This window comes from Streptomyces shenzhenensis (assembly GCF_021462265.1).
Lineage (GTDB): Bacteria > Actinomycetota > Actinomycetes > Streptomycetales > Streptomycetaceae > Streptomyces > Streptomyces shenzhenensis.
The window spans coordinates 85002-97717 of the sequence record NZ_JAJONF010000017.1 but is presented as its reverse complement, the minus strand read 5'-3'; the positions used below and the strand labels follow the sequence as shown (position 1 = coordinate 97717).

At 71.8% G+C, this 12716-nt stretch carries 13 protein-coding genes; 8 read left to right on the top strand and 5 right to left on the bottom strand.

From position 1 onward, the window contains the following. Positions 1 to 25: 25 nt before the first annotated feature. The 4 genes from LQ326_RS22550 to LQ326_RS22535 are packed head-to-tail and all read left to right on the top strand — an operon-like array spanning position 26 to position 4098. On the top strand, positions 26 to 1012 hold the full coding sequence (locus tag LQ326_RS22550) for an ABC transporter permease (protein WP_234539151.1): 987 nt from the start codon (positions 26 to 28) through the stop codon (positions 1010 to 1012). After that, complete coding sequence (locus tag LQ326_RS22545) at positions 1005 to 1925, top strand: ABC transporter permease (protein WP_234539149.1); 921 nt, start codon at positions 1005 to 1007, stop codon at positions 1923 to 1925. The genes LQ326_RS22550 and LQ326_RS22545 overlap by 8 nt, the downstream gene beginning before the upstream one ends. Next, positions 1922 to 3040, top strand: coding sequence for an ABC transporter ATP-binding protein (locus LQ326_RS22540; RefSeq protein WP_234539148.1), 1119 nt, complete (start codon positions 1922 to 1924; stop codon positions 3038 to 3040). Before LQ326_RS22545 ends, LQ326_RS22540 begins: the two co-directional genes overlap by 4 nt. Further along, positions 3037 to 4098: an ABC transporter ATP-binding protein gene (locus tag LQ326_RS22535; protein ID WP_234539146.1), complete on the top strand. Its 1062-nt coding sequence runs from the start codon at positions 3037 to 3039 to the stop codon at positions 4096 to 4098. The genes LQ326_RS22540 and LQ326_RS22535 overlap by 4 nt, the downstream gene beginning before the upstream one ends. Here LQ326_RS22535 and LQ326_RS22530 read toward each other — a convergent pair. From LQ326_RS22530 to LQ326_RS22520, 3 genes are all read right to left on the bottom strand, one after another. After that, positions 4071 to 5126: a protein kinase family protein gene (locus tag LQ326_RS22530; RefSeq protein WP_234539143.1), complete on the bottom strand. Its 1056-nt coding sequence runs from the start codon at positions 5124 to 5126 to the stop codon at positions 4071 to 4073. The genes LQ326_RS22535 and LQ326_RS22530 overlap by 28 nt on opposite strands. 10 nt (positions 5127 to 5136) lie before the next feature. Continuing rightward, positions 5137 to 5859 (bottom strand): MBL fold metallo-hydrolase, encoded by a 723-nt coding sequence (locus tag LQ326_RS22525; protein WP_234539141.1) that lies wholly within the window; start codon positions 5857 to 5859, stop codon positions 5137 to 5139. 163 nt (positions 5860 to 6022) lie between these two features. Next, positions 6023 to 7378 carry a dipeptidase gene (locus LQ326_RS22520; protein WP_234539140.1) on the bottom strand — a complete coding sequence of 452 codons (1356 nt, stop codon included), beginning with the start codon at positions 7376 to 7378 and terminating at the stop codon, positions 6023 to 6025. A gap of 198 nt (positions 7379 to 7576) precedes the next feature. Between LQ326_RS22520 and LQ326_RS22515 the strand changes: the two genes are divergently transcribed. Next, entirely contained in the window at positions 7577 to 8860 is a 1284-nt protein-coding gene (locus LQ326_RS22515; protein ID WP_234539138.1) for a geranylgeranyl reductase family protein, read from the top strand. On the opposite strand, the gene LQ326_RS22510 is transcribed toward LQ326_RS22515, so the two are convergent. Next, positions 8850 to 9329, bottom strand: a complete 480-nt coding sequence (locus LQ326_RS22510; RefSeq protein WP_234539136.1) for a nitroreductase/quinone reductase family protein — start codon at positions 9327 to 9329, stop codon at positions 8850 to 8852. The genes LQ326_RS22515 and LQ326_RS22510 overlap by 11 nt on opposite strands. A 206-nt stretch (positions 9330 to 9535) precedes the next feature. Between LQ326_RS22510 and LQ326_RS22505 the strand changes: the two genes are divergently transcribed. After that, positions 9536 to 10228 carry a TetR/AcrR family transcriptional regulator gene (locus tag LQ326_RS22505; RefSeq protein ID WP_234539134.1) on the top strand — a complete coding sequence of 231 codons (693 nt, stop codon included), beginning with the start codon at positions 9536 to 9538 and terminating at the stop codon, positions 10226 to 10228. Between the two features lie 10 nt (positions 10229 to 10238). On the opposite strand, the gene LQ326_RS22500 is transcribed toward LQ326_RS22505, so the two are convergent. Beyond that, positions 10239 to 10733, bottom strand: a complete 495-nt coding sequence (locus LQ326_RS22500) for an FBP domain-containing protein (protein WP_234539132.1) — start codon at positions 10731 to 10733, stop codon at positions 10239 to 10241. Between the two features lie 82 nt (positions 10734 to 10815). Between LQ326_RS22500 and LQ326_RS22495 the strand changes: the two genes are divergently transcribed. Then, a complete protein-coding gene (locus tag LQ326_RS22495; RefSeq protein WP_234539131.1) occupies positions 10816 to 11388 on the top strand; it encodes a TetR/AcrR family transcriptional regulator in 573 nt (190 codons plus the stop codon). 70 nt (positions 11389 to 11458) lie between these two features. Continuing rightward, positions 11459 to 12649: a GDSL-type esterase/lipase family protein gene (locus LQ326_RS22490; protein WP_234539129.1), complete on the top strand. Its 1191-nt coding sequence runs from the start codon at positions 11459 to 11461 to the stop codon at positions 12647 to 12649. Positions 12650 to 12716: the final 67 nt, after the last annotated feature.

The following is a 12716-nucleotide window of genomic DNA, read 5'->3' as shown; positions in this document are numbered from 1 at the left end:
CGTGAGATCCGTGAGAGAAGACCGCATGCTCGCCTACACCGTGCGCCGCATCCTCGTCTCCCTGCCCGTCCTGATCGTCTCGACGTTCATCGTCTTCCTGGTCGTCGTCAACTCCGGGAACCCGGTGGCCAACTTCGCCACCTCCCGGCAACCGCCGCCCAGCAAGGCCGCCGTGACCGCCTTCGCCCGCCACATCCACGCCGACGAACCGGTCGTGGAACGCTACTGGAACTGGATCACCGGCGTCCTGCACGGCGACTGGGGCCCGTCCGTCCAGTCCAACCTGGACATCGGCCACGACCTGTTCACCCGCTTCCGGGTCACCGTCACCCTGGTCGCCGCCGCCATGCTCCTCGCCCTCGTGATGTCGATCGTCTTCGGCGTGTTCAGCGCGATCCGCCAGTACAGCGTCGCCGACTACACCATCACCTTCCTCGGCTTCCTGTTCCTCGCCATGCCCGTGTTCTGGTTCGCGGTACTGCTCAAGCAGGCCGGGATCTGGTTCAACCAGCAGACCGGCAGCCAGTTCCTCGGCACCATCGGCGAGAAGTCCCCGTACCTGGAAGTCGACACCACCTGGAACGAGTTCACCGACCGCGTCGGCCACCTCGTCCTGCCCACCATCACCCTGGCCCTGGTCTCCTTCGCCTCCTGGACCCGCTACACCCGCGCAGCCATGCTGGAAGTCCTCGACAGCGACTATGTGCGGCTCGCCCGCGCCAAGGGGCTGCGCCGCGGCCGGGTGCTCACCCGGCACGCCCTGCGCACCGCGCTGATCCCGCTCGCCACCGTCACCGCCCTCGACATCGCGATCATCCTCGGCGGCGCGGTCATCACCGAGACGATCTTCCAGTGGCACGGCATGGGCGAGATGCTCGTCCAGTCCGCCACCACCCTCGACGTCTACCGGACCATGGCCTGGCTGCTGCTGTCCGCCGTCGTCGTCATCGTCTTCAACCTCTTCGCCGACCTCCTCTACGCCGTTCTCGACCCGAGGATCCGCTATGACTGACATCGGGGCACTCGGGCCGGCCGGCACCCGGACGCCGGGCGACGACGGCGAGTTCACCGTCGTGCAGCGCAGCCAGACCCAGCTCGTCCTGCGCCGCTTCCTGCGCCACCGGGCCGCGATGATCAGCCTCGCCGTCTTCGTGCTGATCGTCCTGTGGGCCTTCGCCGGCCCGCACTTGTGGCACTACTCGTACGCCAAGTACACGCCCGACAACTCCCAGCCCCCCTCCTGGAAGCACCCGTTCGGCACCGACTCCTCGGGGTACGACGCCTACGCACAGGTGATGCGCGGCACCCAGACCTCGCTGAAGATCGCCATCCTGATCGCGCTCGGCTCGACCCTGGTCGGCGCCGTGTGGGGCGCGATCGCCGGCTTCTACCGGGGGTTCGTCGACGCGCTGATGATGCGCATCGCCGATCTGGTGCTGACCCTCCCGCTGTTCGCGATCGCGCTGGTCATCTCCTCGCGCAGCGGCGGTTCCTGGTACTGGATCGCCGTGGTGATCGCCGGACTCACCTGGGCGTACGTGTCCCGGGTGGTGCGCTCGTCCGTCCTGTCCCTGCGCGAGAAGGAGTTCGTGGAGGCGGCCCGGGCGCTCGGCGCCTCCGACACCCGGATCATCTTCCGGCATCTGCTGCCCAACGCGCTCGGCCCGGTCATCGTGAACGCCACCGTCCTGGTCGCCACCGGCATACTCACCGAGACCGCCCTGTCCTTCCTCGGGTTCGGCGTCCAGCCACCGGACACCTCTCTCGGGCTGCTGGTCGCCCAGGCGCAGACCGCGGTCGACACCCGGCCCTGGCTCTTCTACATCCCCGGCGCCTTCATCATCGCCATCGCCCTCACCATCAACTTCATCGGCGACGGGCTGCGCGACGCCTTCGACCCCCGGCAGCAAAGGGTGCGACAGTGACCGACACGGGCAACCGCAAGGGCATCGACAGGGTCGTGGGGAAGGGCGAGGAGTCCGGCGCCGTTCTCGAAGTCGACGACCTCAGCGTGGAGTTCCCCACCGAGGACGGGACCGTACGCGCGGTGCGCGGCGTCGGCTACCGGCTGGAACGGGGCGAGGCGCTGGGCATCGTCGGCGAGTCCGGCTCCGGCAAGTCCGTCACCGCGCTCGCGGTGATGGGGCTGCTGCCCGGCTCGGCCCGGGTGCGCGGCTCGGTGCGGTTCGAGGGCACGGAGCTCCTCGGCATGTCCGACGCCCGCCTCTCGGACATCCGGGGCAGCGGCATCGCCATGGTCTTCCAGGACCCGATGACCTCCCTCAACCCCGTCTACACGGTCGGCTACCAGATCGCCGAGACCCTGCTCAGGCACAAACCCGGGCTCGGCAGGCGCCCGGCCCGCGCACGTGCCGTGGACCTCCTCGGCACGGTCGGCATCCCGAGCCCCGAACGGCGCGTCGACAGCTACCCGCACGAGCTCTCCGGCGGCATGCGCCAGCGCGTCGTCATCGCCATCGCGATCGCCAACGACCCGGACGTGATCATCGCCGACGAGCCCACCACCGCCCTCGACGTCACCGTCCAGGCACAGATCCTTCAGGCCCTGGAGGCGGCCCGCGCCGAGACCGGCGCCGCGCTGGTCCTGATCACCCACGATCTCGGCGTGGTCGCCGGCCACACCGACCGGGTCGCCGTCATGTACGCCGGGCGGATCGTGGAGACCGGCTCGGTCGAGGACATCTTCTACACCCCGCGCATGCCCTACACCCTGGGCCTGCTCGGCTCCCTGCCCCGCCTCGACCGCGAGGAGGAACGCCTGACCCCCATCACCGGATCCCCGCCCTCCCTGCTCAACCTGCCACCCGGCTGCCCCTTCGCGCCCCGCTGCCCGATGCGCCGGGAGCCCTGCGACAGCACCGAACCCGCCCTGCGCGCCGCCGGATCGGCCGCCCACCGCAGCGCCTGCCACTTCGCCGACGAACTCGTCGGCACGGCGGCCGGCGAGGTCTTCGGCACCGTCGGCGCCGACACCGAGGCCCTGGCCCGGTTCGCGGACCTGGAGGACGATGCCCGATGATCGGTCCACAGCCCGTACTGCCCCCGCTGCCCGGTCACGGCGGCACCGAGGACCCCGTCCTTCAAGTGCGCGACCTGGTCAAACACTTCCCCGTGATGTCGCGGGGCGTGGTCCGCCGCCGGGTCGGCGACGTGCACGCCGTCTGCGGGGTCTCCTTCGACCTGTACGCGAACGAGACGCTCGGCCTGGTCGGCGAGTCCGGCTCCGGCAAGACGACCGTCTCCCGGACCCTGCTCAACCTGGAGACGGCCACCTCGGGCTCCGTCCACTACCGCGGCCGGCCGCTGACCGACCTGAGCCGACGCCAGATGCGGCCGCTGCGCCGTGAGCTGCAGATCGTCTTCCAGGACCCCTACGCCTCCCTGGACCCCCGGATCTCCGTCCACGAGATCGTCGCCGAACCCCTGCGCATCCACGGCCGCTACGGCCCCGGCGCCCCCGACGAGGTACGCGAACTGCTCCGCCTGGTCGGCCTGAACCCGGAGCACGGCAACCGCTTCGCGCACGAGTTCTCCGGCGGCCAGCGGCAACGCATCGGCATCGCACGGGCGTTGGCGCTGCGCCCCAGGGTGGTCGTGCTGGACGAGCCGGTCTCCGCGCTGGACGTGTCGATCCAGGCGGGCGTCCTCAACCTGCTGATGGACCTCCAGAGCGAACTGGGCCTGTCCTTCCTGTTCGTGGCGCACGACCTCTCCGTGATGCGCCATGTCGCCCACCGGGTCGCGGTGATGTACCTGGGCCGCCTGGTGGAGATCGCCCCCGCCCGCCGGCTCTTCGCCCGCCCCGCCCACCCCTACACCCAGGCGCTGGTCTCGGCGATCCCGCTGCCCGACCCGCGCAAGGAGCGCGCCCGGAAACGGATCACCGTCCAGGGCGACGTCCCCAGCCCGGTCCGCCCGCCCAGCGGCTGCCGCTTCCGTACCCGCTGTCCCACGTTCGCCGGCCGGCTCACCGACAGCGAGCGCACCGCCTGCGTCGAACAGGTACCGGACCTGGTCGACCGGGGCGGCGGCCACCCGGTCGCCTGCCACTACGCGGAGAACGTGCAGCTGCTGTGACCGTCCGGACCGGGGAACGGCGTCAGCCGGCTCTCCCGCTCCAGCCGCCGGCAGAACACCTCCATGGGCACGGCGTGCGGGGCGTGCCGGACCAGCAGGTCGGCGGCGGCCCGGGGAATGCCCTCGGGCCGGCTGCCCGCGGCGCAGGAGCGCACGAACTCGGCGCGCTCCTCGCCCCGGTACCCGTACAGGGCGGTGACCAGCCAGATCACCAGGTAGTAGCCGGTGTACGCGCGGTCGTAGTGCCGATGCCGGCCGAAGAACTCCCGTTCGTCGCGGGCCAGCCGGAAGCGGGAGCTGAGGCTGAGCCCGAAGTCGGTGAGGTACAGCCGCCGGCCGTCGGTGAGGATGTTGCCGAAGTGGGCGTCCAGGTGCAGGAGATGACTCGCCGAGAGGAATGCGGTGAGTTCCGTCAGGCCGTGGGCCGTGAAGTGGCAGGCCGGGTCCGCCCGGTCGGTGCGCAGTTCGGCGTCCAGCCAGTCGTGCAGGGTGTACGGGATGTGCTCCAGGAACAGCGTGAGGCTCGCGGAGGCGTCCCGCAGGGCCTCGATGCGCTCCCGCACTCCGGTGGCACCGCCCCAGTAGGCCACCGCCCCTTCGATGTCCGCGAGTTCATCCGGCAGCGGGGCCGGCGTGGCGGGCAGGACCCGCCAGTGGTGCAGCAGCGGGAAACCGGTGAACCGGCCCGCCAGCACCCAGTCCGTGGTCACCTGGTGTGCGGCCAGCTCCCGCCAGGCGCCGAACCCCGGGCTGCCGATCGTGCCGATGCCGTAGTGGCAGTACGCCGGCAGGGCGAAGAGGTTCTCGGTGGAGCGGGTGTGCCGCGGGTCCTGTTCCCGGTCGGTCAGGGGGATCCGCTTCACGAACACCGGTCTGCCGTCCACCGTGAGCCGCACCGCTCTGCCGCCGATCCCGGTGCCGAGAGGCCGGCCGGCCGCGACCAGTCCGGCCAGCTCGACGTCGCTCAGCAGGGCCAGGGAGGTCGCGATGCCGGCGTGGGCGGCAACGCGGCTCGTGGTGTCGGTCATCCCCCCATGGTCACCGCGGCGGTCCACAGCTGTCCGCGGATTCCCGCAGCGCCTGCGCCGCGCCGGTGGTCACCGGATCACCGTGGCCGAAGCACGCCGTCTCCGTGTCCAGGGCGGCCAGCCGCCGGAAGGAGGCGACGGCTTCGTCCCGGTCGAGGTTGAACACCCCGGGCATCACCGCACCCGTGGCCGGGGCGGCCGCCACCGCGTCTCCGGTGAACAGCACACCGTACGCCGGCAGATGGAGGGCGACGCTGCCGTGGGTGTGCCCGGGTACGTGGACGACCCGGGCACCGCCGCCGAAGTCCAGGACGTCCCCGTCGGACAGCTCCGTCACCTCGGCCGGGGGCGCCGGCTCGCCGGCGGGCAGCAGTTCGAGGACCGCGGCGCGGATCGGCAGCTCCCAGTCCTCGAACACCGTTGGCGGGCCAGGGAGTTCGCGCCGGATCACCGGAGCGTCCAGGCGGTGGGCCAGCACCTCGGCTCCGCTCAGCGCGGCGAACTCGGCGGCCCCGCCGACGTGGTCCTCGTGGAAGTGGGTGAGGACGATCCGTCGTACCGCCGAAGGAGACCGCCCCAGCGCCGTGAGCGCGTCGGCGATCGGCCGGCCCGAGCCGGGCGGGCCGGAGTCGATCAGCGTCGAGGCGCCGGTGTCCGGGTCGTGCCAGAGGTAGGCCTGGCCCACCGGGAAGCGCAGCAGGTGCAGCCGGGGGAGCAGCTCGACGACGTCCATGTCCCGACCGTAGGAAGACCCCCGTCCATGGACGAGGGCCCTCCGCTGTGGGCGGAGCGATTCAGCCCACCGCGTACGCAGCCCACCGCGTACGCAGCCCACCGCGTACGCGGCCCGACCGCGTAAGCAGGCCCGACCGCGTACGCGGGCCGGCCCGGGTGTGTCAGCTCGCCGCGTAGTTCCGCAGGAACAGCGCCTCCGCCACCGACAGGCGCTCCAGCTCCTCGGGGGACACGCTCTCGTTGACGGCGTGGATCTGCGCCTTCGGCTCGCTCAGGCCGATCAGCAGGATCTCGGCCTGCGGGTAGAGGCCGGCGAGGGTGTTGCACAGCGGGATGGAGCCGCCCTGACCGGCGTACTGCATCGTCTCGTCCGGGTAGGCGACCGCCATCGCGTCGGCCATCGCCCGGTAGGCCGGGCTGCCGGTGTCCGCGCGGAACGGCTGGCCCTGGCCGACCGGCTCGGTCCGCACCCGCGCACCCCACGGCGTGTGCGCCTCCAGGTGGGCCTGGAGCAGCTTGCCCGCCTCCGCCGCGTCCACGCCCGGCGGCACCCGGAGGTTGACCAGGGCGCGGGCGCTGGCCTGCACCGACGGGGTGGCGCCGACCACCGGCGGGCAGTCGATGCCGAGCACCGTGACCGACGGACCGGCCCAGATGCGGTCCGCGACCGAGCCGTCGCCGATCAGCCCGACACCGTCCAGCACCTTCGCGTCCGTACGGAACTGCTTCTCGTCGTACTCCAGGCCCTCCCAGCGGGTCCCGGGCGTGAGCCCGTCGACCGTCGTGGCACCGTCCTCGGCGCGCAGCGAGTCCAGGACCCGGATCAGCGCGGCCAGCGCGTCCGGGGCGGCACCGCCGAACTGGCCCGAGTGCAGGTTGCCCTGGAGCGTGTCGATCTGGATGCGGACGGAGGTCATCCCCCGCAGGGTCGTGGTGACGGTCGGCAGCCCGAGCCGGAAGTTGCCCGTGTCACCGATGACGATCGCGTCCGCCGCCAGCAGCTCGGGGTGCTGTTCGGCGTACCGCTCCAGGCCGCCGGTGCCCATCTCCTCCGAGCCCTCGGCGATCACCTTGACGGTGACCGGGACGCCGCCGTTGGCCTTGAGCGCGCGCAGCGCCAGCAGGTGCATGATCAGGCCGCCCTTGCAGTCGGCGGCACCGCGCCCGTACCAGCGGCCGTCCCGCTCCGTCAGCTCGAACGGCGGGGTGGTCCACGCGGCCTCGTCCAGCGGCGGCTGCACGTCGTAGTGCGCGTACAGCAGGACCGTTCTGGCGCCCTCCGGGCCCGGCAGACACCCGTACACCGACTGTGTGCCGTCCGGGGTGTCCAGTATGGCGACGTCCGTGAAGTCCTCGGCGCGCAGCGCGTCGGCCACCCAGTTCGCGGCGCCCTCGCTCTCGCTCTTCGGGAACTGGGCGAAGTCCGCCACCGACTTGAACGCCACCAGCTCGGCGAGCTCCGCCTTGGCCCTCGGAAGCAGGGCAGCGACGGTCTCGGCGACCGGATTGGACGACATGGGCACGCTCCTCGTGGGTGCGACGTTGAACTGGTGAGTGGACCGATCCTCCCACAGTGGCCTGCGGCGATCTCCGCCGTAGGATGCGGGGGGACAGGTGGCGGGTGTCGGCCTACGGACGGACAGGGCCTGACCTACGGCTACGGCTTGATACGGCGTGATACGGCTTCTACGGCTTGATCGGAGCAGCGGACCATCGTGAGCGGCGAGAATTCTTCGGCGGACGACGTGCGGGCGGACGACGTACAGCGGGTGTGGGACGTCGTCGTGGTGGGCGCGGGACCCGCGGGGGCCTCGGCCGCCTACGCGGCGGCGGTCGCGGGACGGCGCGTGCTGTTGCTGGAGAAGGCCGAGCTGCCCCGGTACAAGACCTGCGGCGGCGGCATCATCGGCCCCTCGCGCGACGCGCTGCCGCCCGGCTTCGAGCTGCCCCTCAAAGACCGGGTGCACGCCGTCACCTTCTCCAACAACGGGCGGTTCACCCGCACGCGCCGCTCCAAGCAGATGATGTTCGGGCTGATCAACCGGCCCGAGTTCGACCAGCAGCTGGTCGAGCACGCCCAGAAGGCGGGCGCCGAGCTGCGCACCGGCGCCGCCGTGCAGCGCGTCGAGCAGCACGGCTCGGCGGTACCGGACCGGCGGACGGTCGCGGTCGTGCTCCAGGGCGGCGAGACCCTGCTGGCCCGCGCGGTGGTCGGCGCGGACGGCAGCGCCAGCCGCATAGGCGCCCACGTCGGGGTGAAGGTCGACCAGGTCGACCTCGGCCTGGAGGCGGAGATCCCGGTGCCCGAGACGGTCGCCGAGGACTGGAAGGGCCGGGTCCTCATCGACTGGGGTCCAATGCCCGGCAGTTACGGCTGGGTCTTTCCCAAGGGTGACACCCTGACCGTCGGCGTGATCTCGGCGCGCGGCGAAGGCGCGGCCACCAAGCGGTACTTGGAGGACTTCATCGCCCGGCTCGGCCTCGCCGGCTTCGAGCCGAGCATCTCCTCCGGCCACCTGACCCGCTGCCGCGCCGACGACTCCCCGCTGTCCCGGGGCCGGGTGCTGGTCTGCGGTGACGCGGCGGGCCTGCTCGAGCCGTGGACCCGTGAGGGCATCTCCTTCGCACTGCGTTCGGGGCGGCTCGCGGGGGAGTGGGCGGTGCGGATCGCCGAGGCCCACGACGCCGTCGACACCCGCCGCCAGGCGCTGAACTACGCCTTCGCCGTCAAGGCGGGCCTCGGCGTCGAGATGAGCGTCGGCAAGCGGATGCTCGCGGTGTTCGAACGCCGGCCAGGGCTGTTCCACGCGGCGCTGACCGGGTTCCGTCCCGCCTGGCGGGCGTTCAAGGAGATCACCCAGGGCCGGACCTCCCTCGGCGAGCTCATCCGCTCCCACCCGCTGGCCCAGCGCGCCCTCACGGCGTTCGACCCGGGGCCGGCGGCGAAGGAGAACACCCCCGCCGAGGACGCCGCCGACGAGGAGGCCGTCACTTCCTGACGGTGACCCGGAAGACGGGGTGGTCGGCGCCGGCCGCGACGAGTTCGTCGTCGGAGGACCTGGCCGTCACCCCGGGGAAGTACTGCTTGACCTCCCAGCCCCACTTCTCCAGGTAGGCCCGCAGCACCGGGAGCTTCTCGGCATCGGGAAGCTCCACCACGGTGAACTCCTGCACCTTCCGCCCCACCCGCAGCTCGCCACCGCCGGCCACACGCATGTTCCGCACCCACTGGGAGTTGCCGCGCGCCGAGACCAGGTACTGGCCGCCGTCGTACGTGTGCGGGTTGACCGGGACGCGCTGCATCTTGCCGCTCTTGCGGCCGCGCACGGACAGCTCCGCGCTGCCCGCGAAGCTGATCCCGTGCCGGGCGAGCCAGCCGACGAGGCCGTTCATGCGGACGGCCAGCGCGTTGGCCTTGACGTAGTACGGCTCGGGCGATGCCTGACGCTGTGACTGCGACGACGACATGGTGACCCCCACTTGATTGGGAGAGCGGTGCTCTCACTTGAGCAACAGTGTGAGGGGGATCGGTGTTCCAATGCAAGAGCAGTGCTCTCTTTTTTGAGCACCGCACTCCTTCGTGATCGCTGCCCTCATCCGTGAGCACCGAACCACAACAAGTGCACTGCTCCAAACCGTGTGCACCGCTCTGCGAGCGTGGCAAACTGCTCCCCATGACCACCCCGCAGGGCGCCCGCGCGCGAGCCAGGACGGAAATCGCCACGGCCATCAAGGACGAGGCACGCAGACAGCTCGCCGCCGAGGGTGCGGCCAAGCTGTCGCTGCGAGCCGTCGCGCGCCGGCTCGGCATGGTCTCCTCGGCGCTCTACCGCTACTTCCCCAGCCGTGACGACCTGCTCACCGCGCTGATCATCGACGCCTACGACTCCCTCGGCGAGGCCGCCGAGGCCGCTCACGCCGCTGTCGCCGACGCGGCGCCGGCGCGGCGCTGGGTGGCGGTGTGCGAGGCGGTGCGCGGCTGGGCGCTGGCCCACCCCCACGAGTACGCGCTGATCTACGGCTCGCCGGTGCCCGGCTACTCGGCTCCGGAGACGACCATTCCGCCGGCCGCCCGGGTCGCCATGGTCCTCATCGGGATCCTGCGGGACGCGTTCGAGCGGCGCGGTCTGGCCCGTACCCCCGTGCCCGCCGAGCTCGCCCCCGAGTCCCGCCGAATGGCCGACGAGGTGATGCCCGGCCTGCCGCCGGAGGTGGCGGTGGCCATGACCGCGGCGTGGGCCCAGTTGTTCGGGCTGGTGGGGTTCGAAGTGTTCGGCCAGTTCAAGGGGGTCGTGGAGGAGCGGGAGTGGTTCTTCCGCCATGCGGCCGCGCAACTCGCCCACGGGGTGGGCCTGGTCTTCCCCTAGGGGCGTCGGCTCAGGCCGTCACCTTGTCCAGGAACGCGGCGAGGTTCGTCACCGTCCGCCGTATCTTCTCCTCCAGCGTGAGCGACTCCGGCATGCGCCCGCCCGGCCCCGCGTCCCGCTTGCCCCGCACGTACAGCGAACAGGCGAGGTCGCTGCAGAGGTACGCGCCCACGGAGTTGCCCTGCAGCCCGGCCTTGCCGGCCTTGGCGGCGACCATCAGGGAGACGCCCCCGGTGTGCGTGGTCAGGCAGATCGAGCACATGCTGCGCCGGGTCTGCCAGGAGGAGGGGCTGGGGCAGCGCAGCGCCACCGCCCGCGCGTGGCCGTCGCCGAGTTCGGTCACCAGGTAGGCGCGGTCCGGTGCCTGGGGGTCGCGCCAGCCGAAGTAGTCCAGGTCGGCCCACGGTCGTTCGTCCAGGTCGTGGGGGATGTTCAGGCGTTTCGCCGCGCCCTTGGTGCAGTTCACGAACGCGGCACGGATCTCTTGTTCGGTCAGCTGTCTCACACACCGCACGCTAATTTGCCTAAAAGCTTTAGGCAAATACATAATTCCTGAAGGCTGAGAACCGGGAGGACGAGGAGCGGGTGTGGCACGAGCGGGGCTGAGTACGGAACGGCTGGTCCGGGCCGGAGCCGAGCTGGCCGACGAGGTCGGCTTCGGCCAGGTGACCGTCTCGGCGCTGGCCAGACGGTTCGACGTGCAGGTCGCGAGCCTGTACTCGCACGTCAAGAGCTCCCAGGACCTGAAGACGAGGATCGCGCTGCTGGCATTGGAGGAACTCGCCGACCGGGCCGCCGACGCGCTGGCCGGACGGGCCGGCAAGGACGCCCTCGTCGCGTTCGCCGACGTCTACCGCGACTACGCCCGCGCCCACCCCGGCCGCTACACGGCGGCCCGGCTGCGCCTCGACCCGGAGACGGCCGCGACGAGCGCCGGCGTCCGGCACGCCCAGATGACCCGGGCGATCCTGCGCGGCTACGACCTGACCGAACCGGACGAGACCCACGCCGTCCGGATGCTCGGCAGCGTCTTCCACGGCTTCGTCGACCTGGAACTGAGCGGCGGCTTCAGCCACAGCGCCCCCGACAGCCAGCAGTCCTGGACCCGTGTCCTCGACGCCCTCGACGCCCTGCTGCGCAACTGGCCCGCACCGGCCTGACCTCCTTCGCGGGGAACAGCGACGGAACACCGACGGAACACCGACGGAAAGCAGACGGAAAACAGAGGCGATGAACACCGACCCCCGCTGGATCACCACCCCGATCACCGCGAGCCTCCTTCGCGGCGCCCTGGACCTGGAGCACACCGAGCACGGCGTGCTGCCGCACCGGCTCCCGGCCCGGGCCCGCGCCCAGTGCGACGACCCGCAGCTCGCCATGGTCGAGTCCCAGCCCTCCGGCGTGCGGCTGGTGTTCCGCACCCACGCCACCGCCGTGGAACTGGACACCCTGCCCGTCAAGCGGCTCTACGCCGGCGCGCCGCCCCGCCCGGACGGCGTCTACGACCTGCTCGTCGACGGCACCCTGGCCGGCCAGGGCAGCGTGCCCGGCGGCACGGTCCAGGTCGTCGACCTGGGCGCCGGGACCACGGAGCTGCGCCCCGGACCGGTCGGCACCCTCCGTTTCACCGGGCTGCCCGAGCGCGAGAAGACCGTCGAGATCTGGCTGCCGCACAACGAGACGACCGAACTGGTCGCGCTGCGCACCGACGCCCCGCTCGCCGCCGTACCCGACCACGGCCGCAAGGTCTGGCTGCACCACGGCAGTTCCATCAGCCACGGCTCCGACGCCGCGAGCCCCACCGCCATCTGGCCCGCGCTGGCGGCCGCGCTCGCCGGCGTGGAACTGGTCAACCTGGGGCTGGGCGGCAGCGCCCTGCTCGACCCGTTCACCGCCCGTGCCGTCCGGGACACCCCGGCCGACCTGATCAGCCTCAAGCTCGGCATCAACGTCGTCAACACCGATCTGATGCGGCTGCGCGCCTTCGGCCCCGCCGTACACGGCTTCCTCGACACCGTCCGCGAGGGGCACCCCACCACCCCGCTGCTGGTCGTGTCGCCGATCCTGTGCCCGATGCACGAGGACACGCCGGGCCCCACCGCCATGGACCTGAGCGCCCTCGGCGCCGGCCGGGTCGCCTTCACGGCCGCCGGCGACCCGGCCGAGCGCGCGAGCGGCAAACTCACCCTGAGCGTCATCCGGGACGAGCTGTCCCGGATCGTCGCCCAGCGCGCCGCCGAGGACCCCCACCTCCATTACCTCGACGGCCGTGCCCTCTACGGCGAGGCCGACGCGGCCGGACTCCCGCTGCCCGACGGACTCCACCCGGACGCGGCCACCCACGGCCTGATCGGCGAACGCTTCGCCGCACTGGCCTTCGCCGGCGACGGCGCGTTCACGGGCCGCGGCGGCGGCCGCTGAGCAGTGGTGGTGGAGGGAGCCGGGCCGGCCAGGACCGGCGGCCTACTTCCCCGGGAGTACGCGTGAT

Coding starts and splice junctions, on each gene's coding strand:
- LQ326_RS22525 (WP_234539141.1), bottom strand. CDS start 5,859: ATGGACGTCGTCGAGCTGCTCCCCCGGCTGCACCTGCTGCGCTTCCCG.
- LQ326_RS22510 (WP_234539136.1), bottom strand. CDS start 9,329: ATGTCGTCGTCGCAGTCACAGCGTCAGGCATCGCCCGAGCCGTACTAC.
- LQ326_RS22550 (WP_234539151.1), top strand. CDS start 26: ATGCTCGCCTACACCGTGCGCCGCATCCTCGTCTCCCTGCCCGTCCTG.
- LQ326_RS22535 (WP_234539146.1), top strand. CDS start 3,037: ATGATCGGTCCACAGCCCGTACTGCCCCCGCTGCCCGGTCACGGCGGC.
- LQ326_RS22490 (WP_234539129.1), top strand. CDS start 11,459: ATGAACACCGACCCCCGCTGGATCACCACCCCGATCACCGCGAGCCTC.
- LQ326_RS22505 (WP_234539134.1), top strand. CDS start 9,536: ATGACCACCCCGCAGGGCGCCCGCGCGCGAGCCAGGACGGAAATCGCC.
- LQ326_RS22545 (WP_234539149.1), top strand. CDS start 1,005: ATGACTGACATCGGGGCACTCGGGCCGGCCGGCACCCGGACGCCGGGC.
- LQ326_RS22530 (WP_234539143.1), bottom strand. CDS start 5,126: ATGACCGACACCACGAGCCGCGTTGCCGCCCACGCCGGCATCGCGACC.
- LQ326_RS22520 (WP_234539140.1), bottom strand. CDS start 7,378: ATGTCGTCCAATCCGGTCGCCGAGACCGTCGCTGCCCTGCTTCCGAGG.